This window comes from Streptomyces sp. NPDC101227 (genome assembly GCF_044767545.1).
Lineage (GTDB): Bacteria > Actinomycetota > Actinomycetes > Streptomycetales > Streptomycetaceae > Streptomyces.
Genome location: NZ_JBIWOD010000023.1, coordinates 39850 through 63530 on the forward strand (window position 1 = coordinate 39850; position 23681 = coordinate 63530).

Genomic DNA, 23681 nt, shown 5'->3' on the forward strand with positions numbered 1-23681 from the left:
CATGGGATCCGTACAGACGTACGGCAGCACGGGATGTACGGGGGCAAAGAAAGGGGGACACACGTGACCGAGCCCGGCGAGGGCGACGCGCCCGCCGACCTGCAGCTGACCTCTGCGGAGTGGAGCATGTGGCAGGCCTTCCGCAATGGCAGCACCTGCGATCTGCACATCGGTGATCCGGCCCGCGACGATCCGCACGGGCAGCATCTGTGGGGCCCCGAGCGGCGGGTGCGGGCCCGCGTGGTGGCGCTGCTGCTCCTGGAGGGGCCGGTGGCGCAGCCGGGGCGGGTCTCCGCGCTCAAGCTCACCGGTGCGTACATCACGGACACTCTCGACCTTGCGGGCGGCACGATCAAGCCATTCGTGGAGCTGCGGGACTGCCGCTTCGAGGCCGAGGTGGTGCTGCCGGAGAGCCGGTTCACCACGCTGCGGATGGTCAACTGCGCGATACCCCGGCTGGAGGCCGCCCGGCTCCAGACCGAGGGCGATCTGCATCTGCCGCGCTGCGTGGTGCAGAACGGCATCCGGCTCACGGACGCGCACATCGGCACGGACCTGATGCTCAACCAGGTGGTGGCGCACAAGGACCGCCAGGGCCGTTCGATCATGGCCGACGGGCTGACCGTCGCCCAGGACCTCCAGGCCGAGATGCTGGAGTCGTACGGCGAGCTGTCGCTGCGCGGCGCCACCATCGGCGTCTCGCTGAGCCTGCGCGGCAGCCGGCTGAGCAACCCCTTCGGCCGCCGGGCGCTGAACGCCCCCCAGCTGACCGTCGAGCGCACCCTCCATCTGACCGCCGCGGGCCTGGCGAACTCCCCGTTCTCCAGCGGCGCCACTCCCCCGTACGGCATCGCCCACACCCCGTCGCGCGGCACGCGGATGCAGCGCTTCGAGTGCGAGGGCGGGATGCGGCTGGACGACGGGCGGTTCGGGGACGCGGTCGACATCGAGCACGCGCGGTTCCTGATGGAGTCCGACCAGGAGCTGTCGCTGCGCCGCATCCAGACGCCCGAGCTGCGGTTCCTGTGCGAGCGCCCGCAGCGCGGCCGGGTGATCCTCTCCGGTGCACGGGTCGTCAACCTCGTCGACAAGTCGGCGAGCTGGCCGGGCCTGGGCGGGCTGTGGATGGCCGGCTTCGCCTACGAGACGCTGATACCGCGCGGCCATTTCCCGCTGGCGCTGCGGCTGCAGTGGGTGGCCGCGGCGACGCCCGAGTACGCGCCCGAGCCGTACGAGATGCTGGCGGCGTCGCTGCGCGCCAGCGGTGAGGACGCGGACGCCCGGGAGGTGCAGCTGGCCAAGCAGCGGCGCCGCCGGGAGACGCTGCCGCTGGCGGCGAAGACCTGGGGGGTGCTGCAGGACTGGACGGTGGCGTACGGCTACCGCCCGGGGCGGGCCGCGGTCTGGATGGCGATCCTGTGGGCGATCGGCACGGTCTATTTCTCCGAGAATCCGCCGCCCCCGCTCAAGGCGGGCGAGACCCCGCCGTGGAATCCGTATCTCTACGCCCTCGACCTGCTGCTGCCGGTGATCGACCTCAATCAGGGCGCGGCCTGGAAGCCGGGCGGCGGGGCGCAGTGGGTGGCGGCGGTGCTGATCCTGGCTGGCTGGGTGCTGGCGACGACGGTGGCGGCGGGCGCGTCGCGGCTGCTGAGGCGGCAGTGATCCCGTACGCCGGGGCGGGCCGGGGCAGGAGCCGCTGGTGGTTCCGCCCGGCGGAGCGGGGCGGTGATGCCCGCGGCAATCCCGTACGCCGGGGTGGGCGACCCCGGGGTGGTGGCTCCGCCGGCCACAGGCTCTAGGCTTACCGGCTGTGACCTCCGTGCGCCTGCCGCTCTTCCCGCTCAACTCGGTGCTGTTCCCGGGACTCGTTCTCCCGCTGAACGTCTTCGAGGCGCGGTACCGAGCGATGATGCGCGACCTGGCCGACCGGCCCGAGGACGAGCGCCGCTTCGCGGTGATCGCCATCCGGGACGGCCGCGAGGTCGCGCCCACCGCACAGGGCATGCCGGACGCCACGCTGCCGGCGGCCGAGGGGCCCGCGGCGGGCTTCGGTGACGATCCGATGCAGGCGTTCCACGCGGTGGGCTGCATCGCGGACGCGGCCACCATCCGCGCCAAGTCGTCCGACGACGACACCGGCTACGAGGTGCTGGCCACCGGCACCACCCGCTTCCGGCTGCGGTCGGTGGACGCCTCCGGGCCGTATCTGACGGCGGAGATGGACGAGCTGGACGAGGGCCCCGGCGAGGGTGCGGGCGCGCTCGCCTCCGGCGTCGTACGGGCCTTCCGCACCTATCAGAAGCGGCTGGCCTGGGCGAACGAGCGGACCCTGTCGAGCGGCCAGGACCTGCCCGCCGACCCTTCCGTGCTGTCGTATCTGGTCGCCGCGGCGGCCGTGCTGGACGTGCCCGCCAAGCAGCGGCTGCTGGAGGCGCCGGACACCGCGGCCCGCCTGGGCCAGGAGCTGAAACTCCTTCGTCAGGAGTCGGCGCTGCTCGGTAAGCTCCCGTCGCTGCCGGCGGTGGATCTGACACGGCAGCCGACCAGCCCGAACTGACGCGAGGCACGAAGAGTTGGCGAAGAAGACGGTGGCGAAGAAGTCCAAGAAGTCCGGCGGGACCCCGGCAACGATCGCCCTCACCGAGGCCGGCGTCGCCTTCACGACGCACTCCTACGAGCACGACCCGGCCGCCGCCTCGTACGGCGAGGAGGCCGCCGAGGCGCTCGGGGTGGCGCCGGAGCAGGTGTTCAAGACGCTGCTCGCGGAGGTCGACGGCACGCTGACGGTGGCCGTGGTGCCGGTGTCCGGCTCGCTGGACCTCAAGGCGCTGGCGGCCGCGGTGGGCGGCAAGCGGGCCACGATGGCGGATCCGGCCGCGGCCGAGCGCAGTACGGGCTACGTCCTGGGCGGGATCTCGCCGCTGGGGCAGCGCAAGCGGCTGCGTACGGTCGTGGACGCGTCGGCCGGGGGCCGGGCCACGGTCTGTGTCTCGGCGGGGCGGCGCGGCCTGGAGGTCGAGCTGGCGCCCGCGGACCTGGTGGCGCTCACCGGGGCGCTGCTCGCGCCGATCGCCCGCGGATGAGCCGCGTCCGGCGGCATGGCCGATAAGAGCCGTACGCCCGGTCCGTAAGCCTTTACGGCCGCCTCCTCCTCGGCTACTACGACCGGGGAGTCCGATCGGTCGGACCGGGTCGGACCGGGGAGGAGACACGCCATGTCGAAACGGACCCGCAAGCGCAAGTGGCGCATCCGCAAGCACCGCGCCAACCACGGGCGGCGGCCCGCATAGCCGGCCGGTCAGCCAGTCGGTCAGCCGGTGGGCCGGTGGGCCGACCGGGCCGTCGGACGGCCGATCAGACCCACGGGAATACCGCCCCGGCCCGCCGCGTTGTCGGCCCGCAGGGGGCCCTCGCGACCCTTAGGGGATCCGTTCCCCCGCCCCCTAGGAGCCCGAAGGCCCCTGCTCGTGGCGGCCGGGCCCCCGCTCGTGATCGCGCTCGTGATCGTGCTGACCGGGCGCCTGCTCGGACTCGGGCTCGCGCTCGTAGTGACCGGACCAGTCCGGATGTGCCGGCTCCGGGTCGCGCGGGCCGAACAGGCCGCTCAGCGCCAGCTGGGCCAGCATCGCCGCGATCGGCCAGGCCAGCAGCGCGCCCTTGGCGCCCAGCTGCAGCGGGCCGTCGAAGGTGACGCCGGGCCCGACCTGCCTGGCGTGGACGGCGACATCGGTGGCGGGGCCCAGCCACATCCCGGTCTGCCAGCCCAGTACGGCGCCGAGCAGGCCGCCGACGGTCAGCGCCACCACCAGCGGGATTCCGCCACGCCGGCGGAAGAGGAAGACCACCGCCGCGGTGAGCAGCCCGAAGCCGAGGGCCAGCAGCACGAAGGTGCCGTCCGCGCCGATCGCCTCCTCGCCCTCGGTGTTCTTGAGGTAGACGGCCTTGGTGTCCGAGATCAGCGGGGTGTGCGGGGCGAGCCAGTTCCACAGGACGCCGAGCAGCAGGCCGCAGGCGGCGACAAGGAGCGCGATCACCGCGGCCTCGCGCAGTTCGCGGACGAGTCCGGGGCCGCCGTCGACGGCGGTGGCCCCGTGGTGGGCGGCGGGTGCGGCCCAGACGTTGTCCGGTTCGTCGCTCCCCGGGCGGTCGTGCTGCGGCTCGTCGGGCGGTTGGTTGTCGCGTGGCGTCAGCGGTGCGGTCACCCCGTCATCGTGCCAGGTCGGCGTGGTGGGGCGGGAAGAGGGACGCCCGTGGGGCCCGGCGGCGGCGGTCATCGGGTGGCGGCGCGGCGATATGCCCAGGTCGCGGCGCCCAGCGAAAGGACGCCGACGGCGGCGCAGATGCCCAGGTCAACGGCGACGGCCGGCCAGTCGGGGTGGGCGGCATAGCTCCGGGTCAGCGCCTCCACCCCGTACGTCGAGGGCAGCAGATCGCGGGCCCAGCCGATCACCGGGGGCATCCCGCCGGGCGGCAGGACGCCGAGCAGCAGCGCCGCCGACATGCCCAACTGGCCGCAGAGGGTGGCGATTTCCTGACGGGGGGCGAGCAGTCCGAGGGCGGCGCCGAGCCCGGAGAGCGCCGCTCCGGACAGCGGGATGACGGCGGCCAGCACCCACAGATGGGCCATCGGCAGCTGGAAGAGGGCGCCGCCGGCGAGCGCGGTGACGACGGCGCCGGGCACGGTGAAGGAGGCGTAGGCGGCGGCCGCGCCCAGCACCACGGCGGCCGGTGGCACCGGCAGCGTCGCGTAGTGGTCGAGGCCGCCGCCGGCCCGTAGCTGTCCGAAGTACTGGGCCAGCAGGTTCAGCGCCACGAAGGCCACGACCAGCACACTGGAGCCGGCGACCACGGACTCGGCCTCGGTGCCGCCGTCGACCACACCGCGCATCATGATCATGATGCCGACGGACTGGAAGGTCGCGACGAACAGCAGCGGGATCCGGGCGACCCGGGCGCGGGAGAGCTGGGCGCGGTAGACGGCGCCGAGCGCGGGGAGCATCCGGGCGCGCGGCGCCAGCGGCGCGGGCGCCTCGTCCTCGGGCCACGTCCCGGTGTCCGGGGCTGCCCCGGTCGCCGCCTGCGCGGGAATCACACTCACGCCCTCACCCGGCCTTCGTCGATGTCTGCGCGGTATGTCATCCCCGTTGCGGCCCGCGTGGCCGCTCCCGTCGTCATCGGCCGTGTCACGCCTTGACCAGCCCCTCCGCGCGCCCGCCGAGGGAGAGATAGACGTCCTCCAGGCTCGGCGTGGCGAAGGTGAAGTCGTCGAGGGCGGCGAAGGCCGGGCCGGTGGTGACGGCCGAGACCGCGGCGCGGGCCTCGCCGGCGGGGAGCCGGAGGGTCCAGCGGCGGCCGGAGATCTGGGCGGCGGGCCGCAGGGCGGCGACTTCGGGGACGTCGAGCGGCGGCCGGTCCCGCCACACCAGCTCCAGCCGCACCTCCTCCGCCACGCGTTCCTTGAGGCCGCCGGGCGTGTCGCAGGCGATGACCCGGCCCCGGTCGATCACCGCGACCCGGTCCAGCACGCTCTCGGCCTCCAGGACGTTGTGGGTCACCAGCAGGACGGTGGCGCCCCGCTCGGCGCGGCGGCGGTCCACCGCGGCCCAGACGGCGCGGCGGGCGAGGGGGTCCATGCCGGTGGTCGGCTCGTCCAGCACCAGCAGCGGCCGCTCGCCGATCAGTACGGTCGCGAAGCAGGCCAGCCGGCGCTGTCCGCCGGAGAGCTTCTTCAGGGGACGGGCGGCGATGTCGGCGAGGCCCAGCTCGTCGATCAGGTCGTCGCGCTCGGCGCGCGCCCGGCGCAGGTCCAGTCCGCGCAGCCGCCCGGTGGTCTCCACGGCGAGGGCGACGGTCAGCTCGTCCAGGGCGGTGGATTCCTGGCCGAGATAGGCCAGCAGCCGGGCGGCGCGCTCGGGGTGGCGCACCAGGTCGTGGCCGAGGACGCAGATCCGGCCGGAGTCCGGGCGCAGCAGTCCGGTCAGCTGGCGCACCAGGGTGGACTTGCCGGCTCCGTTGGGGCCGAGCAGCCCGAAGATCTCCCCGCGCCGTACGTCCAGGCTGATGCCGTCGCTGGCCCGTACGGCGGGCGCCCGGTCCGCCCCGCGACGCCCTCGCACCGCGGGGTAGGTCTTGACCAGGTCCCGTACGACGCACGCCGTGCCGCCGTGCTCCGCCTGTTTCGCGCCCGTACTCACGAGCTACGAGGGTACGCGGCCCGGGCGGGGCCCCGGGCCGCGGGGCACTCGGGGCGCGCCCTCAGTCGGCGGCCGGTGCGTGTTCGGCGGCGGTGCGGGCGTCGACCTCGCGCCAGAACCCGGCCCGGATCGCATAGCGGTCGTGCTCGTCGATCTGGTCGTCCTTGTGTGCCAGCAGGCCGAACCGGGCGGCGTAGCGCAGCAGTTCGCCGTCGATGCGGTGCGGGATGCGCGGGTATTCCGTCGAGAGCTGCTGGAGGTGGACGGTCTCGGAGAGCCGCTCGGTCCAGCGGCGGGCGAAGACCTGGCCGACCTCGAAGGGGTCGCCGCTGACGGCGGTGATGTCCTCTTCGCGGTCGGCCCAGCGCTGTTCGGCGCTGGTGAGCAGGGCCAGGGTGGGCAGGGAGGCGGTCTCGGACGGTTCGCCCACGGGGCCGCCGCGCTCGGCCCAGCCCTTGTCCGAGGACCAGCGCAGGGTGGCGGAGGGGGCGGGGACCTGGGCGCCGTTGCCGTGGCCGTTCGTGTTGCTGCCGTTTCCGTTGCCGTTTCCGTTGCCGTTTCCGGCGGGTGGGGTGCCCGTGGCGTGGGTGCGGCTCAGGCCGGCCAGGTCCTTGGGGGTGGGCACGACCCGGGAGGCGCCGGAGCCCGGTGCGCCGGCGGTCGCCTCGTCCCGGTCGGCGTCGGGGGCGGGGCGTGCGGTGCCGTTGCTGCCGTTGCGTTCGTGGGGGTGGTCGGCGGTGTCGGGGCCGGCGGCGGCAGCGGCGGCCGCGGCGACGGCGGATTCGGGCAGCGGGGCGGAGAGGATCGCGGCGATCTCCGGGCGCGGGGCGGGCGGCGGCGCGCAGGGGCCGCCGAGCTCCTTGGCGCGCACGGCTCCGGTGATCCAGGCCCGGTCCAGCACGCGCCGCTCGTCGGCCTCGGCGACCAGGTCCTCGGACTGGTTGTAGTCGCCGTCCGCGGCCTGTACGGCCCACAGGTGGACGGCGACGCCGTGTTCCTTGGCGGACATCAGGCCGGGCAGGAGGTCTCCGTCGCCGGTGACCAGGACGATGTCGGAGCAGGCGCGGTTGCGGGCGAGTTCGGTGAGCTCGGCGTGCATGGCGGCGTCCACGCCCTTTTGGGCCCAGCGGCCGTCGCTGCGGGTCAGGGCGCCCAGGCGGACGGTGACGCGGGGCATCACGCGCAGCCTGCGGTGCTCGGGCTGCGGGACGCGGTCGGGGGCGCCGTCGAACCAGTAGATGCGCAGCAGCGGCCGTTCCGTATCGGCTTCGGCGCGTTGGCGCAGGCCCTGGATGAGGGCGGCGTGATCGACGGTGATCCGGGAACGGGCGGGCTCTCCCGCGAGCAGACTCGCGGCGGCGCCGAGCAAATATCCGGCGTCCACCAGGACGACGCAGCGATCCACGTTCCACCCTCTTCCCTGAGGTGCTGAAGTCCGGTCGCCCCCCGGCTCGGCCCGTGGCACGAGTTCTCTTCGGCTTTCCCTCGAGTCTGCCCGACCGTACGGGGGTTATCTGCCCCGTCTGGATCATCGGCGTGGCGGATTCGGCGGGGATGTTGGGCATGTGGCGTGAGCCCCTGCCGTGCGGGGGGTGTCGGTGCCGCTTCGCGGCGTGCCCGACGCCCCGCATCATGCCCGCATCACGTCCCGCATCACACACGGTAATTGCCCGAAATGCGGCTTTTCATCCGACATGTAAGTCTGGTCCCGGCCCCGATCCAGGATCCCCCCTCAGGAGGCACGGCCATGGCGAAGAACAAGACCAAGAAGGAACGAAGTCAGCAGAAGGGCAGCCCGGCGGAGCGCAGCCAGCAGGCGGCGGAGAAGTCGGCCATCGAGGCCATCTCCCAGACCCAGCAGCACGCTCAGGGCAGCCCGGCTGATGTTGCCCGTAAGCACCAGCGGCGGTTCGGCCACAACTGATGTGAATCGCCGATGAGTTGAGGGGCGCGCCCGATTGCGGGCGCGCCCCTTGTCGTGGTGAACGGGCGCGTGCGGAACGCGCTCAGGTGGCGGACGGCGGCCGGGCCGGGCCGGCCGCCCGGCCCTACCGCGGGGGCGTTCCTCCCGGACGGCTCCGGACTGGGCCACACGGGTGGCGCGCCGCTCGCCGCCGCGCCGCTCGCGGGCGGCGCCCCGCCCGCCGGCTCACCCCGCCAGGCAGGACGGGCCGAGCAGCACCTTCAGATCACCGAACAGCGACGGATCGGGCGTGACCCGATGGCGGTCCAGCCGCAGCACGGTGGTCTTCCGGGCGCCCTGGAGCTTGATCCGTACCTCCGTGGAGCCGCGGTGGCTGCTCAGCACCTCACCGAGCTTCTCGACCATCGGCGGGGTGACCTTCACCGTGGGGATGGTGATCGTCACCGGGGCGTTGGTGCCCGCCTCCGAGAGGTCGGGGACCATCATCTCCATGGCGACGAGCCGGGGGATGTCCTCGCGTTTGTCGAGGCGGCCCTTGACGAATACCACGGTGTCCTCGACGAGTTGGGTGGACACCAGCTGGTAGGTGGCGGGGAAGAACATGCAGTCGATGGAACCGGCCAGGTCCTCGACGGTGGCGATCGCCCAGGCGTTGCCCTGCTTGGTCATCTTGCGCTGGAGGCCCGAGATGATGCCGCCGATGGTGACGATCGAGCCGTCGGAGTAGTCGCCGCCGGTGAGCTGGGCGATGGCGGCGTCGGCCTTGTCGCTCAGGACGTGCTCCAGCCCGAAGAGCGGGTGGTCGGAGACGTAGAGGCCGAGCATCTCGCGTTCCTGGGCGAGCAGGTAGGTCTTGTCCCATTCGATGTCCGAGAACTCGACGTCGAGACCGAAGCCGGGGCCCTCGTCGGCGGCGTCGTCGCCCATCCCGCCGAACAGGTCGAACTGTCCCTCGGCCTCCTTGCGCTTGACCTGCACGACGTTGTCGATCATCGACTCGTACTGTGCGGTCAGGCCCTTGCGGGTATGCCCCATCTCGTCGAACGCGCCGGCCTTGATCAGCGATTCCGTGGTGCGCTTGTTGCAGACGACGGCCTCGACCTTGTCGAGGTAGTCGGGGAAGGAGGAGTACTTCCCCTTGGCCTTGCGGGAGCGGATGATCGCCTCGACGACGTTCTGGCCGACGTTACGGACCGCCGTGAGGCCGAACAGGATGACGTCGTCGCCCTGGGCGGCGAAGTTGGCCTCGGACTCGTTGACGTTCGGCGGCAGCACCTTGATGCCCATCCGGCGGCACTCGTTCAGATAGACCGCGGACTTGTCCTTGTCGTCGCGGACCGAGGTGAGCAGCGCGGACATGTACTCGGCCGGATAGTTCGCCTTGAGGTAGGCGGTCCAGTACGTGACCAGGCCGTACGCGGAGGAATGCGCCTTGTTGAAGGCGTAGCCGGCGAACGGGACCAGGACGTCCCACAGGGCCTGGATCGCCTGGTCCGAGTAGTCGTTCTTCTTCGCGCCCTCCTGGAACAGGACGAAGTTCTTCGCCAGCTCCTCGGGCTTCTTCTTGCCCATCACACGGCGCAGGATGTCGGCCTCGCCGAGGGAGTACCCGGCGATGATCTGGGCGGCCTTCTGCACCTGCTCCTGGTACACGATGAGGCCGTAGGTCAGGCCGAGCGTCTCCTTCAGGGGCTCTTCGAGCTCCGGGTGGATCGGCGTGATCTCCTGGCGGCCGTTCTTGCGCTCCGCGTAGTTCGTGTGCGAGTTCATGCCCATCGGGCCCGGCCGGTACAGGGCCGAAACGGCGGAAATGTCCTCGAAGTTGTCGGGCTGCATCTGGCGCAGCAGCGAGCGCATCGGGCCGCCGTCGAACTGGAAGACGCCGAGCGTGTCACCGCGGCAGAGCAGTTCGAAGGTCTTGGGGTCGTCGAGCGGGAGCGAGAGCATCTCCAGGTCGATGCCCTTGTTGGCCTTCACCATCTTGACGGCGTCGTCCATGATGGTCAGGTTTCGCAGGCCCAGGAAGTCCATCTTGAGCAGGCCGAGCGACTCGCACTGGGGGTAGTCCCACTGCGTGATCGTCACGCCGTCGGTATGCCGCGTCCAGAGCGGCGCGTGGTCGACGATCGGCTCGCTGGACATGATCACGCCGGCCGCGTGCACGCCCATCTGCCGGACCAGGCCCTCGACGCCCTTGGCGGTGTCGATGACCTTCTTCACATCCGGTTCGTTCTCGTACATCCCCCGGATCTCGCCCGCCTCGCTGTAGCGGGGGTGCTTGGGGTCGGTGATGCCGGAGAGGTCGATGCCCTTGCCGAGGACGTCGGCGGGCATGGCCTTGGTGAGGCGGTCGCCCATCGCGTACGGGTAGCCCAGCACGCGCGCGGAGTCCTTGATGGCGTTCTTGGCCTTGATCTTTCCGTACGTGCCGATCATGGCGACCTTGTCGGCGCCGTACTTCTCCGTCACATACCTGATCACTTCGACGCGCCTGCGCTCGTCGAAGTCGATGTCGACATCGGGCATGGAGACGCGCTCGGGGTTGAGGAACCGCTCGAAGATCAGGCCGTGCGTGATCGGGTCGAGGTCGGTGATGCCCATGGCGTACGCGACGATCGAACCGGCCGCGGAGCCTCGGCCCGGGCCCACCGCGATGCCGTTGTTCTTGGCCCACATGATGAAGTCGGCGACGACCAGGAAGTACCCCGGGAACCCCATCTGGATGATGATGTCCATCTCGTACTCGGCCTGCTTCTGCCGGTCCTCGGGGACGCCCTCCGGGTAGCGGCGGCCCATGCCGACCCGGACCTCCTCCTGGAACCAGGTGACCTCGGTGAAGCCTTCCGGGATCTCGAACTTCGGCATGAGGTCGCGCTTCTCGAACATGCCGGTCGTGTCGATCTGCTCCGCCACGAGGAGCGTGTTGCGGCAGCCCTCCTGCCACGCGTCCGAGGAGTCGATGGCGTACATCTCGTCCGTGGACTTCAGGTAGTAGCCGGTGCCGTCGAAGCGGAAGCGGTCCGGGTCGGAGAGGTTCTTGCCGGTCTGGATGCACAGCAGGGCGTCGTGCGCGACGGACTCGTGCGCGTATGTGTAGTGCGAGTCGTTCGTCACCAGCGGCGGGATGCCGAGCTTCTTGCCGATCTCCAGCAGCCCGTCACGGACCCGGCGCTCGATCTCGATGCCGTGGTCCATCAGCTCCAGGAAGTACCGCTCCTTGCCGAAGATGTCCTGGTACTCGGAGGCCGCCTTCAGGGCCTCGTCGAACTGGCCCAGGCGCAGGCGCGTCTGGAGTTCACCGGAGGGGCAGCCGGTGGAGGCGATGAGGCCCTCGCTCCACTGGGAGATCGTCTCCTTGTCCATGCGCGGCCACTTCTGCAGCCAGCCCTCGGCGTACGCGTCCGAGGACAGCTTGAAGAGGTTGTGCAGGCCCGTGCTGTTCGCCGCCCAGATCGTCTTGTGGGTGTAACCGCCGGAACCGGAGACGTCGTCGCGCTTCTGGTGTGGCTGGCCCCACTGGATCTTGCGCTTGTTGCGGCGCGACTCGGGGGCGACATACGCCTCGATGCCGATGATCGGCGTCACGCCCGCCTTCTGCGCCGAGTGGAAGAAGTCGTACGCCCCGTGCAGGTTGCCGTGGTCGGACATCGCGATATGGGTCATGCCCATCTCGTTGCACGCGTTGAACATGTCCTTCAGCCGGGCCGCACCGTCCAGCAGCGAGTACTGGGTGTGGACGTGCAGGTGCGTGAACGGCGGCTTGGCCACGGCGGGGGACCTCCAGGGATCAATGCGGCGCGCGGTGCTCTCAGGGGGCGGCGGGCGGGCGGCGCGAGACGGTCGGGACGGTCTCGAAGTCTACGACTCCGCGCCGACAATCGATGTGCGTGCCGCGCCTCCCCGGTGCCCGCCGCGGGGCACTCCCGAGTAGCCTCACCCGTTGTCACAGGCGGATCCATAACGAACAATCGCGGTCACCTCGCGATCGTTATCCGTCATGGATTCTTGCCACCCTTCTTTTCCCTTCATTTCCCTTCTTTTCTCTTCCCGCATCTCCCGCACCCCAGGAGGCACCCAGCGATGTCGTCCCAGCACGCCCCGGCCCAGGACGCCGCGCAGCGCGGCGAGGAAATCCTCGCCGTCTTCGACACCGCCTTCGGAGAGCTGCTCGCCGCCGACCCCGCAGCCTTCCGCGTCAAATTCCGGAAGATGGCCGCCTCGGCCTTCGCCTTCTACCGGGGTACGGCCTGCCTGTTCTACAAGGACCTCGAGGACGGCAAGGACAGCGGCCCCTACCTCGACGAGCGGACCGGCCGGGTGTGGATCCACGGCGATCTGCACGCCGAGAACTTCGGCACCTACATGGACGCCACGGGCCGGCTGATCTTCAACGTCAATGACTTCGACGAGGCCTACGTCGGCCCGTTCACCTGGGACCTGAAGCGGTTCGCCGCCTCGGTCGCGCTGATCGGCTACGCCAAGGCGCTCAGCGACGAGCAGATCACCGAACTGGTACGCATCTACGCCGCCGCCTACCGCGAGCGCATCCACGCGCTGGCCTCCGGGGCGAAGAAGGCCGACCAGGACGCGGTGCCGCCGTTCTCGCTGGACACCGCCGAGGGGCCGCTGCTGGACGCGCTGCGCGACGCCCGCTCGCTGACCCGGTTCGGGCTGCTGGAGTCGATGACGGAGATCCGCGACTTCGAGCGCCGGTTCTCGGCGGGCAGCGGCAGCGTCGAGCTGGACGCGGCGACCCGCTACAAGGTGCTGGCCGCCTTCGACGGCTATCTGGAGACGCTGCCCGACTCGAGCCTGGACCGGCCCGACTCCTACCGCGTCAAGGACGTGGTGGGCCGCCGCGGCATCGGCATCGGCTCGGCCGGGCTGCCCTCGTACAACATCCTGCTCGAGGGCAACAGCGACGCCCTGGAGAACGACGTCGTGATCTACATGAAGCAGGCGCAGACCCCGGCCGTCTCCCGGCACATCACCGACCAGGCGGTCCGCGGCTACTTCCGGCACGAGGGCCACCGCACGGTGATCTCCCAGCGCGCCCTCCAGGACCACGCCGACCCCTGGCTGGGCTGGACCGAGCTGGACGGGGCGGGCCAGCTGGTCGCCGAGATCTCGCCGTACGCGGTCGATCTGGACTGGTCGGACATCGACGACCCGGAGGAGATCGCCGCCGTGGTGGCCGACCTCGGCCGGGCGACGGCCACCATGCACGCCGCGGCGGACGACGAGAGCGGGCACTCGCTGGTGCCGTTCTCCACCGAGCGCGCCATCGACGCGGCCATCGCGGCCGACGAGGACGGCTTCGCGAAGGTCCTGGTCGACTTCGCGCACTCCTACGGGGCCCGCGCCCGCGCCGACCACCAGATCTTTGTGGATCTGTTCCGGAACGGGCGGATCCCCGGCCTGTAGGGGATTCCGGCGAGGGAATCCGCCAAGGGATTCCCTCGCGAGGTCTCCCGAGCGATCTCCGGAGAGGTTTCTGAGAGGTTTCTGAGATTCCTGTGGGTTCGGGTCCCCTTGGGCCCCGTCCGGCCCGGCCCATGGCACACTCGCTGCAATGGACATATCTGCGGCACACCTGCGGGCACTGCGCGCAGCGCTCTTCACGGCGCTGTGCGTGACGCTGTCCTCGGCGTCGCATGTGCTGCTGTCCCGGATGCCGCTGCCGCTGACCACCGTCGCCGCGCTCTCGGCCGCCGTCTTCGCCCTCGCGTACGCGCTGGCCGGACGGGAGCGCGGCTACTGGCGGATCGCCGCGCTGCTGCTCCCCCTGGAGCTGGCCGCCGACACGGTCTTCAGCTTCGGCCAGCACACCTGTTACGGCGAGGGCGGCGGGCCGGTCACCGGGCCGCTGCGTTCGCTGGGGGTCGATCTGCTCTGCGGGGGCGGCGCGGTCGGTGCCCCCTTGGTACGGCTGCCCCAAGGCGACGCCGCCCCCGCGGCCGCCGCGCCGTGGCTGCTGCTGCTCGCGGCGCATCTGCTGATCGGGCTGCTGGCGGCGGCCTGGCTGCGCCGCGGCGAGGCCGCGCTGGCGCAGCTGCTCGGCGCGGTCGCCGGCTTCGCCTTCCGCCCGCTGCTGATCGCCGTCGCGGTCATCGGCGCGCCGCCCGCCCCGGGCCGCCCGCTGCCCGCCCCCGTTCGCTCCGGCCGGCCCGCCCGCGCCGTCCCGCTGCTCGTGCACAGCGTCGTACGCCGTGGACCGCCCTGCGCGCTCGCTGTCTGAGATCCGGCCGCGCGGCATGCGCGCCCCCTCGGTCAGCACCGCGCCCAGGCATCCCCCATCCACGGATCACCACGGAGCACGACAGTCATGAGCAATCGCAACAGTCAGGCCAACAAGCAGGCAGCCCGTGAGCGGCTGCGCGCCGAGCGTGAGCGGCAGGCGAAGAAGGAGCGGCTGCGCCGGCAGCTGATCGTCGGCGGCGCGGTCGTCGGCGTGCTGGCGGTGGCCGGCGGCATCGGGCTGGCCGTCGCCAACTCGGGCGGCGACGGCGGCGGCAACGGCGGCGCGGACGCCGGCCAGGTGTGGGCGAAGGCCGCGAAGGCCAAGCTCGTCAAGCCCGCCAACACCTCCGGCGCCAAGGGCACCACCGTCGTCATCGGCAAGCCGGACGCCAAGAACACCCTCAGCCTCTTCGAGGACCCGCGCTGCCCCGGCTGCGCCGGCTTCGAGCAGACCGCCGGCGCGACCGTCGAGAAGGACATCAAGGACGGCAAGTACAAGGCGGCGTACCACCTCGGTACGTTCCTCGACAACAACCTCCAGGGCACCGGCTCGAAGAACGCGCTGAGCGCGCTGGGCGCCGCCCTCAACGTCAGCCCGGACGCCTTCCTCAAGTACAAGTACGCGCTGTACTCGAAGCAGTTCCACCCGGACGAGCGCGGCGCGGACAAGTTCGCCGACGACAGCTATCTGCTCAAGGTCGCGGACACGATCCCGGCGCTCAAGGGGAACGCGGCCTTCCAGAAGGCCGTCAACGGCGGCACCTACGACCGCTGGGCGCTGGAGATGTCCCACGAGTTCGACTCGCACAAGGACGTCTCCAGCACCCCGACCATCAAGGTCAACGACACCGTGATCGGCACGAAGGGCCCCCAGGGCATCGCGGCACCCTCCACCGTGGCGGAGTTCAACTCCATGGTGGACAAGGAGCTGAAGCACTGACGCATCCGGCCGATGCCAAATCTTGACCCGGGAGTCTGCCGTGCTCATGGCAGACTCCCGGCATGCAAGGGAGGGGATTTCGGGCGGTACGGGCGGCGCTGTTCAGCGCGCTGTGCGTCACCCTGTCCGCCGCCTCCCATGTCCTGCTCTCCCACGCCCCGTTGCCGCCCGCCACGCTGGCGGCGGTCTGTGCCGGCGTCTTCGCGGCGGCGTACGCGCTGACCGGCCGGGAGCGCTGCTACGGGGCGGTCGCCGCGCTGCTGGTGCCGCTGGAGCTGGCCGCCGACACCGTCTTCACCACCGGGCAGCACGCCTGTTACGGACCGGCCGGCGGCCCGGTGGTGGGTGCGCTGCACTCGGTCGGCGTCGATCTGCTGTGCCGGGGCGGCGAGTTGGGCACGCCGCTGGTCCGGATGGCCGCGCTCGCCCATGGTCCCGCCGGCACCGGCGGGGCCGCCCCCTGGCTGCTGCTCGCCGCGCACCTGGCCGTCGGCCTGCTCGCCGCCGCCTGGCTGCACCGCGGGGACGCCGCCCTGCACGGGCTGCTGCGCGCGGTCGCCGCCTTCGCGTTCCGCCCGCTGCCGCGCGTACCCGGCGGCACCGCCAACGGCTCCTGCCCCGGCCGACCGGGCCGCGGGCTGCCGCGTCCGCTGCTGCCGGCCCGCCCGCTCCCCCTCCTCGTGCACTGTGTGCTGCGCCGCGGCCCCCCGCCTGCGGCAGCCCGCTGACCAGTACGTACGAGCCATCACCTCCTGAGGAACGGGACCCCCCATGAGCAATCGCAACAGCCAGGCCAACAAGTCGGCGGCCCGCGACCGGATACGCGCCGAGCGCGAGCGGCAGAAGAAGCAGGAGAAGACGCGGCGCCAGCTCATCGTGGGCGCCTCGGTGGTCGGCGTCCTGGCGGTCGTCGCCGGTATCGGCTTCGGCATCATGAAGCTGACCGAGCCCACCGGCTGGGAGGCCGCCGCCGAGGCCAAGTCCGTGCCGCCGGCCCACACCCAGGGCAAGAACGGCACCGAGATCCTGATCGGCGACCCGAAGGCGAAGCAGACGCTGGAGGTCTTCGAGGACGTGCGGTGCCCGGCGTGTGCGGCGTTCGAGCAGAGCACCGGCGCGGAGCTGATCAAGGACATCAAGGAGGGCCGGTTCAAGGTCCGCTACACGATGTACTCGTTCATCGACGGCATGTCCGGCGGCGAGGGCTCGAAGAACGCGCTGAGCGCGCTGGGCGCCGCCCTCAACGTCAGCCCGGACGCCTTCCTGAAGTACAAGACGGCGCTGTACTCGGCCAAGAACCACCCCGATGAGCGGGAGGACGTCTACGCCAAGGACTCCGCGCTGCTCAAGGTCGCCGCCGAGGTGCCGGAGCTGAAGAACAACAAGGCGTTCGAGACGGCGGTCACGAAGGGCACCTTCGACCGCTGGGCGATGGACATGACCGCCCTCTTCGGCCGCAAGGGCGTCAAGGGCACGCCGACGTTCATGCACGGCGACAAGAAGCTGGTGATGGACCAGATCCCGCAGCAGCAGATGACGAAGGCGCAGTACGAGCAGATCTCGCTGGCCAACTTCAAGAAGATGATCGACAAGGAGTTCGGCCCGGCGAAGGGCGCGGACCAGGGCAAGGGCACCGCCCCCGGCAAGGACGGTGGCCAGGGGATCCGGAAGGGCGAGAAGGACCCCACGGCCGGGCGCTGAGCGCCGTAGCGGGGCCGCAATGAGGTCATAAAGGGAACGGGCGGGCGAATTCTCGGAGTTCCCGGGAATCGCCCTCCCCTTCACCCCCTACCGGCCAGTAGGGTGAGCGGCCGTGACCGATCATGACCACCTCTCACGCCGCTCCGCCGTCACGGCCGTAGCCGCCACCGCCGCCCTGCTGCCGCTGGCCGGCGCCGCCACCGCGCACGCCCAGGACGGCCCCGACCGGCGCCGGTTCTTCCGGCACGGCATCGCCTCCGGCGACCCGCTGCCCGACGGCATCCTGCTGTGGACCCGGGTGACCCCGAACGACGACGCCACCCCCGGCTCCGGCCGGGGACCGGCCACCAAGGTGGCCTGGCAGGTGGCGAAGGACGCGGAGTTCGCCACCGTCGTGGCGCACGGCAGCCTGACCGCCACCGCGGCCGCCGACCACACCGTCAAGGCGGACGTCCGCGGCCTGCGCCCGGCCACCCGCTACTACTACCGCTTCACCGTCGACGGGCAGCACTCCCCCGTCGGCCGCACCCGCACCGCACCCGCGGCCGGCGCGAAGCCCGGCAACGTCCGCTTCGGCGTCGTCTCCTGCGCCAACTGGGAGTCCGGCTACTTCTCGCCGTACCGCCACCTGGCCGCCCGCGGCGACCTGGACGCGGTGCTGCACCTGGGCGACTACCTCTACGAGTACAAGTCCGGCGAATACCCGGCCTTCAAGTACGTCGTCCGCCCGCACTCCCCCGCCCATGAGCTGCTCACGCTCGCCGACTACCGCATCCGGCACGGCGTCCACAAGACCGACCCGGACGCGCTGGCGATGCACGCGACCCACCCGGTCATCGCCATCTGGGACGACCACGAGTTCGCCGACAACGCCTGGAAGGGCGGCGCGGTCAACCACACCCCGGACACCGAGGGCCCGTGGGGCGCGCGGATGGCCGCGGCCAAGCAGGCGTACTTCGAGTGGATGCCGGTGCGGCCCTCCATCGCGGGCACCACGTACCGCAGGCTGCGCTTCGGCAACCTGGCGGATCTGCATCTGCTGGACCTGCGGTCGTTCCGCGACGAGCAGGCCAAGACGGGCAGCGGCGCGGTCGACGACCCGAGCCGTACGATCACCGGCCGGGCCCAACTGGACTGGCTCAAGAAGGGACTTGCGGGGTCGGACACCGCCTGGCGGCTGGTCGGCACCTCGGTGATGATCTCGCAGGTGGCCTTCGGCTCCATACCCGCGCATCTGCTGGGTCCGCTCGCCGACGTCCTGGGCATCCCCAAGGAGGGCCTGGCGATCAACACCGACCAGTGGGACGGCTACACCGACGACCGGCACGAGCTGCTGAGCCACCTCAGCGACCGCGGCATCGACAACACCGTCTTCCTGACCGGCGACATCCACATGGCCTGGGCCAACGACGTGCCGCTGGAAGCGGCGACCTACCCGGCCACCAAGCCGGTGGCGACGGAGTTCGTGGTCACCTCCGTCACCTCCGACAACGTCGACGACTTCCTGCATGTCGCCCCGCACACGATCTCGCTGGCCGGGGTCGCCGCCATCCGGGCCGCCAACCGCCATGTGAAGTGGCTGGACATGGACTCGCACGGCTACAGCGTCCTCGACGTCAGCGCCGAGCGCACCCAGATGGACTACTTCGGGATCTCCGACAAGACCGACCCGAACGCCACCACCGAGCTGCTGCGCTCGTACCGCACGCTCAGCGGCACCCAGCAGGTCGAGAAGGCGGACCGGCCGGTGGCCTGACCCCCACCGGCCGCCCCCTCCGGTGCCGGGTCACAGCCCGGCCAGGAACCCCAGCGCAACCCTCCAGGTGCTCTCCGCCGCCTCCTCGTCGTAATCCGGCAGGTCGGAGTCGGTGTAGAGGTGACCGGCGCCGGCGTAGCGGAAGACCTCGACGTCCGCGCCGGCCCGGCGCATCTGGAGGTACCAGGCGTTCAGCCAGTCGTGCGGCTCGTAGGGATCCGGGTCGGCGACATGCAGCTGGACCGGCAGATCGTCGGCGACGGCGCCCTCGGCGATGTCGGAGGTGCCGTGCAGCAGAAGCAGCCCGCGGGTCTTCTCGTCGGCCAGCGCGAGGTTCTGCGCGACCGAGCCGCCGAAGGAGAAGCCGGCATAGACCAGGCCGCGGTCGGAGTAGGGCGCGGCTGCCATGACGGCCCGCTTGAGCAGCTCGTCCTTGCCGATCTCGTCCTTGATGACGATGCCGTCCGGCACCGAGTCCGCGGTCCGGCCGTCGAACAGATCGGGGACGATCACCTCATGGCCCGCGGCCCGGAGCCGGTCCGCGGCGGCCTGCACCGCGGGACGCACCCCGCACACCGAATGAAACAGGACAATCGTCGAAGACCCGCTGGTGGCGGCCTCGCTGGGCTCGGGCACTGAGATCACTTCCCTGGGTTGGATCGCTCTCCTCCATGGTGCCAGCTACGGTCGAGGAGGCCGGCATCACCGCACGGCCGGCACCACCGCACCGCCTCACGACCGCACCATCACAAGGAGGAACCCGTGTCCCTGGAGGACGTGCTGCGCCCGATCGCCGTCATCGGCGGCTCGATCGTGGTCACGCTCATCCTGGTCCGGCTCGCCGACCGGACGCTGCACCGGATCGATGCCGCGCACCCCGAGACACCCCTGTGGGGGCTGCTGCGCCGCTGCCGGAGACCGGCCCAAGTGGCGCTGTGCACGGCCCTGTTGCGCGGCGCGTACGACCAGACCGGGCTCAGGCCCGTCGAGGAGCACGAGGCGGGGGTCGGCCGGGCGCTGACCCTGGTGCTCATCGCGGCCACCGCCTGGCTGCTCATCAGGGCCGCGGCGGCCATCGTCGAGTCCTCGTACACCCGCTACGCGGCGAGCGCGCGGGACGCGGCGCGGGTGCGGCGGGTACGCACCCAGGTGACGCTGATCCAGCGGGTGGTGACGGCCACGGTCATCGTCGTCGCCGCGGCCGCGATGCTGCTGACCTTCCCCGAGATGCGGGCGGTCGGCGCGTCCATGCTGGCGTCGGCCGGGCTGCTGGGCATCGTCGCCGGTATCGCCGCCCAGTCCACGCTGGGCAATCTCTTCGCCGGGCTGCAGATCGCGTTCGGCGACATGGTGCGCATCGGCGACACGGTCGTGGTGGACGGCGAGTGGGGCACCGTCGAGGAGATCACCCTGACGTTCCTGACCGTACGGACCTGGGACGAGCGGCGGATCACGATGCCGGTCTCGTACTTCACCGGCAAGCCCTTCGAGAACTGGTCGCGCGGCGGCACCCAGATGACCGGCACCGTCCTCTTCCACCTCGACCACAGCGCGCCGGTGGAGAAGATGCGCCAGCGCCTCCACGAGATCCTCCAGGAGTGCGAGGACTGGGACGGCCGGTCCTGGAGCCTGGTGGTCACCGACACCACGCCCTCCACGATGGTGGTCCGGGCGCTGATGACCGCCCGCGACGCGGACACCATCTGGGCGGTGCGCTGCCAGGTGCGGGAGCGGATGATCGAGTGGCTGCAGGCGGAGCACGCCTACGCGCTGCCGCGGATCGCCACCGCACCCGCGCCGCTGGGCCACCACGCGGTGCCCCGGGACGACGAGGCGGAGCCGAAGGGCCGATGACCCGTCAGGGCGTGCCCCGCAGGCTGCGCACGTCCAGATGGCGCAGCACCCGGTCCACGATCTCCGGGTCGGCGCCCGGCTCGCTGCGGGCCGCCAGCACCTCGTGCCGGGCCGCCGAGAGCATCTCGCCCTGGATGCGCTGCACCTTCTTCATCCGGGTGATCCGCTTGTCGAACAGCTCCCGCCGCTCGTCGTCGACGATGTCCGGCGCGATCCGGGCGCCGATGTCGTAGGCCCGGCGGGAGAGCTGGTCGCTGACCTCCTCCGGCAGCTCCTCGACCTCCAGGATCTCCTTCAGCCGCCGCTTGGACGCCTTGATCACCCGGATCGCCAGCTCCCGCTCCAGCGCGTCCTCCGCATCGGCGTCGGCGCGCACCCGCAGCCGGCGCACCAGCCAGGGCAGCGTCAGACCCTGGAGGAGGAGGGTGGTGAGGACCACGGCGAAGGCGATGAAGAGGATCTCGTCGCGGGCGGGGAACGGCCCGCCGCCGTCGACGCTGAACGGAATCGCCAGCGCCAGCGCCACGGAGGCCACCCCGCGCATCCCCGACCACCACATGATGAGCGTCTCCCGCCAGCTCATCGGGATGTCCTCGTCGTAGTCGCGGAGCTTGTGCATCCGCTTGGCGAGCCAGGCGGCGGGCAGCAGCCACACCAGCCGTACGGCGATGACCACCGCGACGACCGCGGCGCCGGCGCCGAGCATCGAGCCCCAGCGCTCGGACGCGGCCCCGAAGATGTTGTGCAGCTCCAGTCCGATCAGCCCGAAGGCGACGCCGGTGACGAGGGTGTCGACGACCTCCCAGAAGGTGTAGCCGGCGAGGCGGCCCAGCACATCGTCGGCGTCGACCGCGTACTCGGCGAGGAAGAGCGCGGTGGTCAGTACGGCGAGCACCCCGGAGCCGTGGAAGTTCTCGGCCATGACGTACGCCACGAACGGCACCAGCAGCGTCAGCCCGATCTGCAGCGTCGGGTCGCCGAGCAGCCCCATCAGCTTGTTGGTGACCCAGCCGAGCACCAGCCCCACCGCTATGGCGACCACCGCGGACAGCACCAGCGAGCCGACCGCGGCGGGTGCCGAGAAGGTGCCGCTGACCGCCGCGGCCAGCGCCACGTGATAGAGCACGATCGCGGTGACGTCGTTGAACAGCCCCTCGCCCTCCAGGATCGAGACCATCCGGCGGGGCAGCCCGAGCTTGCCGGCGACGGCGGTCGCGGCCACCGGGTCGGGCGGGGCGACCAGCGCGCCGAGCACCACCGCGGCGGCGATCGGCATACCGGGCACCACCGCCTGGGCGACCGCCGCGACCGCGGCCGTGGTGGCGAAGACCAGCGCCACCGCGAGCAGGAAGATCGGCCGGAGGTTGGCGGTGAACTGCCGCCAGGAGGTGCGCTGAACGGCGGCGTAGAGCAGCGGCGGCAGCACCAGCGGCAGGATGAACTCGGGCGGTACCTCGACGTTGGGCACGAACGGCAGCAGCGCCAGCACCGCCCCCGCGAGGGTCATCAGGACCGGCGACGGCAGCCCCAGCCAGTCGCCGACCGGCACCATGACCACGGCTCCGAGCAGCAGGACGAACAGCAGAGCCAGCTGATCCACGGTGGCTACGCTCCGGGGTCGGGTGCGATCACTTCCGCCCCAAGCCTGCCATGTTCCGCCGGATTACCCGCTTTGTCGGGCGCTTTGACGATCAGGCGCTTTCGTGGTGCGTCGCTTCCGCGCTCAGGAGCTTTCGTCCCGCACGGTGTCCAGCGCGTGCTGCAGATCGTCCGGGTAGGCGCTCGCGAACTCGACCCAGCTGCCGTCGGCGGGGTGCTCGAAGCCCAGCCGGACCGCGTGCAGCCACTGCCGGCCGACGCCGAGGCGCTTGGCGAGGGTGGGGTCCGCGCCGTACGTCAGGTCGCCGACGCAGGGGTGGCGGTGCGCGGCCATGTGCACCCGGATCTGATGCGTACGCCCGGTCTCCAGCTTGATGTCGAGCAGGCTGGCCGCGCGGAACGCCTCGATCAGGTCGTAGTGCGTGACCGATGCCTTGCCCTCGGCGATGACCGCCCACTTGTAGTCGTGCTGCGGGTGCCGCCCGATGGGGGCGTCGATGGTGCCGCTCATCGGGTCCGGGTGGCCCTGGACCAGCGCGTGGTAACGCTTGTCGACCGTACGCTCGCGGAACTGCTGCTTGAGCAGGGTGTAGGCGCGCTCGGACTTGGCGACGACCATCAGGCCGGAGGTGCCGACGTCGAGGCGGTGCACGATGCCCTGGCGCTCGGCGGCGCCGGAGGTGGAGATGCGGTAGCCGGCCGCGGCCAGACCGCCGATCACGGTCGTACCGGTCCAGCCGGGGCTGGGGTGTGCGGCGACGCCGACCGGCTTGACGATCACCACGATGTCGTCGTCGTCATGCACGATCTCCATGCCCTCGACGGGCTCGGCGACGATCTCCACGGGCGGCGCGGCCTGCGGCATCTCGACTTCCAGCCAGGCACCGCCGGACACCCGCTCGGACTTCATCACCTCGGAGCCGTCGACCCGGACCTTTCCGGCGGCGGCGAGCTCGGCCGCCTTCGTACGGGAAAAGCCGAACATACGGGCCAGCGCGGCGTCGACGCGCTCGCCCTCGAGGCCGTCCGGTACGGGCAGGGTGCGGATCTCGGGAATCGTGCTCACCCCACGAGTATGGCAGTCCCGTCGCGGTGCCCCGTCCGGCGACCGCGGCACCCCGCGACGGGGCGGGCCGGGGCAGGAGCCGCTCGCGGTACCGGCCGGCGGTGCCACTCGACGATCCGACGGCCGTGGCACCCCGCGACGGGGCAGGCCGGGGCAGGAGCCGCTCGCGGTACCGGCCGGTGATGCCACTCGACGATCCGACCACCGCGGCACCCCACGACGGGGCAGGCCGGGGCAGGAGCCGCTGACGGTACCGGCCGATGATGCCACTCGACGATCCGACCACCGCGGCACCCCACGACGGGGCAGGCCGGGGCAGGAGCCGCTCGCGGTACCGGCCGGCGGTGCCACTCGACGATCCGACGGCCGTGGCACCCCGCGACGGGGCAGGCCGGGGCAGGAGC

At 71.6% G+C, this 23681-nt stretch carries 19 protein-coding genes; 11 read left to right on the forward strand and 8 right to left on the reverse strand.

The genetic code is table 11. From position 1 onward, the window contains the following. Window positions 1-63 precede the first annotated feature (63 nt). From ACIRPT_RS35855 to ybaK, 3 genes are all read left to right on the forward strand, one after another. Window positions 64-1665 carry an oxidoreductase gene (locus ACIRPT_RS35855; protein ID WP_403835129.1) on the forward strand — a complete coding sequence of 534 codons (1602 nt, stop codon included), beginning with the start codon at window positions 64-66 and terminating at the stop codon, window positions 1663-1665. Between the two features lie 148 nt (window positions 1666-1813). Next, a complete protein-coding gene (locus ACIRPT_RS35860) occupies window positions 1814-2560 on the forward strand; it encodes an LON peptidase substrate-binding domain-containing protein (RefSeq protein ID WP_403835132.1) in 747 nt (248 codons plus the stop codon). A gap of 31 nt (window positions 2561-2591) precedes the next feature. Continuing rightward, window positions 2592-3086 (forward strand): Cys-tRNA(Pro) deacylase, encoded by a 495-nt coding sequence (gene ybaK, locus ACIRPT_RS35865; RefSeq protein WP_403835271.1) that lies wholly within the window; start codon window positions 2592-2594, stop codon window positions 3084-3086. Between the two features lie 360 nt (window positions 3087-3446). On the opposite strand, the gene ACIRPT_RS35870 is transcribed toward ybaK, so the two are convergent. The 4 genes from ACIRPT_RS35870 to ACIRPT_RS35885 all read right to left on the reverse strand — a co-directional run bounded on the left by ACIRPT_RS35870 (window position 3447) and on the right by ACIRPT_RS35885 (window position 7602). Then, complete coding sequence (locus tag ACIRPT_RS35870; RefSeq protein WP_403835134.1) at window positions 3447-4205, reverse strand: ABC transporter permease; 759 nt, start codon at window positions 4203-4205, stop codon at window positions 3447-3449. Window positions 4206-4273: 68 nt separating this feature from the next. After that, complete coding sequence (locus tag ACIRPT_RS35875) at window positions 4274-5095, reverse strand: ABC transporter permease (RefSeq protein WP_403835273.1); 822 nt, start codon at window positions 5093-5095, stop codon at window positions 4274-4276. 91 nt (window positions 5096-5186) lie between these two features. After that, window positions 5187-6197, reverse strand: a complete 1011-nt coding sequence (locus ACIRPT_RS35880; protein WP_403835136.1) for an ABC transporter ATP-binding protein — start codon at window positions 6195-6197, stop codon at window positions 5187-5189. A gap of 61 nt (window positions 6198-6258) precedes the next feature. After that, a complete protein-coding gene (locus ACIRPT_RS35885) occupies window positions 6259-7602 on the reverse strand; it encodes an NYN domain-containing protein (RefSeq protein WP_403835139.1) in 1344 nt (447 codons plus the stop codon). 342 nt (window positions 7603-7944) lie between these two features. Between ACIRPT_RS35885 and ACIRPT_RS35890 the strand changes: the two genes are divergently transcribed. Next, window positions 7945-8121, forward strand: a complete 177-nt coding sequence (locus ACIRPT_RS35890; RefSeq protein WP_403507042.1) for a hypothetical protein — start codon at window positions 7945-7947, stop codon at window positions 8119-8121. A gap of 225 nt (window positions 8122-8346) precedes the next feature. Here ACIRPT_RS35890 and dnaE read toward each other — a convergent pair whose 3' ends face one another. Next, window positions 8347-11889: a DNA polymerase III subunit alpha gene (dnaE, locus tag ACIRPT_RS35895; RefSeq protein WP_403835142.1), complete on the reverse strand. Its 3543-nt coding sequence runs from the start codon at window positions 11887-11889 to the stop codon at window positions 8347-8349. A 312-nt stretch (window positions 11890-12201) separates the two neighbouring features. Between dnaE and ACIRPT_RS35900 the strand changes: the two genes are divergently transcribed. The 6 genes from ACIRPT_RS35900 (at window position 12202) to ACIRPT_RS35925 (ending at window position 18758) form a co-directional block, all read left to right on the forward strand. Beyond that, window positions 12202-13545: a DUF2252 domain-containing protein gene (locus ACIRPT_RS35900; protein ID WP_403507038.1), complete on the forward strand. Its 1344-nt coding sequence runs from the start codon at window positions 12202-12204 to the stop codon at window positions 13543-13545. Between the two features lie 148 nt (window positions 13546-13693). Further along, entirely contained in the window at window positions 13694-14359 is a 666-nt protein-coding gene (locus tag ACIRPT_RS35905; RefSeq protein ID WP_403835145.1) for a hypothetical protein, read from the forward strand. Between the two features lie 87 nt (window positions 14360-14446). Beyond that, on the forward strand, window positions 14447-15301 hold the full coding sequence (locus ACIRPT_RS35910) for a thioredoxin domain-containing protein (RefSeq protein ID WP_403835147.1): 855 nt from the start codon (window positions 14447-14449) through the stop codon (window positions 15299-15301). A gap of 62 nt (window positions 15302-15363) precedes the next feature. Beyond that, the gene (locus ACIRPT_RS35915; protein WP_403835150.1) at window positions 15364-16029 is read left to right on the forward strand and encodes a hypothetical protein; all 666 of its coding nucleotides are present in this window, start codon (window positions 15364-15366) and stop codon (window positions 16027-16029) included. A 43-nt stretch (window positions 16030-16072) separates the two neighbouring features. Further along, window positions 16073-17002, forward strand: a complete 930-nt coding sequence (locus ACIRPT_RS35920) for a thioredoxin domain-containing protein (protein ID WP_403835151.1) — start codon at window positions 16073-16075, stop codon at window positions 17000-17002. A gap of 112 nt (window positions 17003-17114) precedes the next feature. Then, window positions 17115-18758, forward strand: coding sequence for an alkaline phosphatase D family protein (locus tag ACIRPT_RS35925; protein WP_403835153.1), 1644 nt, complete (start codon window positions 17115-17117; stop codon window positions 18756-18758). A gap of 30 nt (window positions 18759-18788) precedes the next feature. Here ACIRPT_RS35925 and ACIRPT_RS35930 read toward each other — a convergent pair whose 3' ends face one another. Beyond that, entirely contained in the window at window positions 18789-19394 is a 606-nt protein-coding gene (locus tag ACIRPT_RS35930; protein WP_403507026.1) for a dienelactone hydrolase family protein, read from the reverse strand. A gap of 132 nt (window positions 19395-19526) precedes the next feature. Between ACIRPT_RS35930 and ACIRPT_RS35935 the strand changes: the two genes are divergently transcribed. Beyond that, entirely contained in the window at window positions 19527-20612 is a 1086-nt protein-coding gene (locus ACIRPT_RS35935) for a mechanosensitive ion channel family protein (RefSeq protein ID WP_403835275.1), read from the forward strand. A 4-nt stretch (window positions 20613-20616) separates the two neighbouring features. On the opposite strand, the gene ACIRPT_RS35940 is transcribed toward ACIRPT_RS35935, so the two are convergent. Together ACIRPT_RS35940 and ACIRPT_RS35945 are read right to left on the reverse strand one after the other, a co-directional pair. Beyond that, complete coding sequence (locus tag ACIRPT_RS35940; protein ID WP_403507024.1) at window positions 20617-22212, reverse strand: Na+/H+ antiporter; 1596 nt, start codon at window positions 22210-22212, stop codon at window positions 20617-20619. 123 nt (window positions 22213-22335) lie between these two features. Continuing rightward, window positions 22336-23277, reverse strand: a complete 942-nt coding sequence (locus ACIRPT_RS35945) for an RluA family pseudouridine synthase (RefSeq protein WP_403507022.1) — start codon at window positions 23275-23277, stop codon at window positions 22336-22338. Between the last annotated feature and the right edge of the window lie 404 nt (window positions 23278-23681).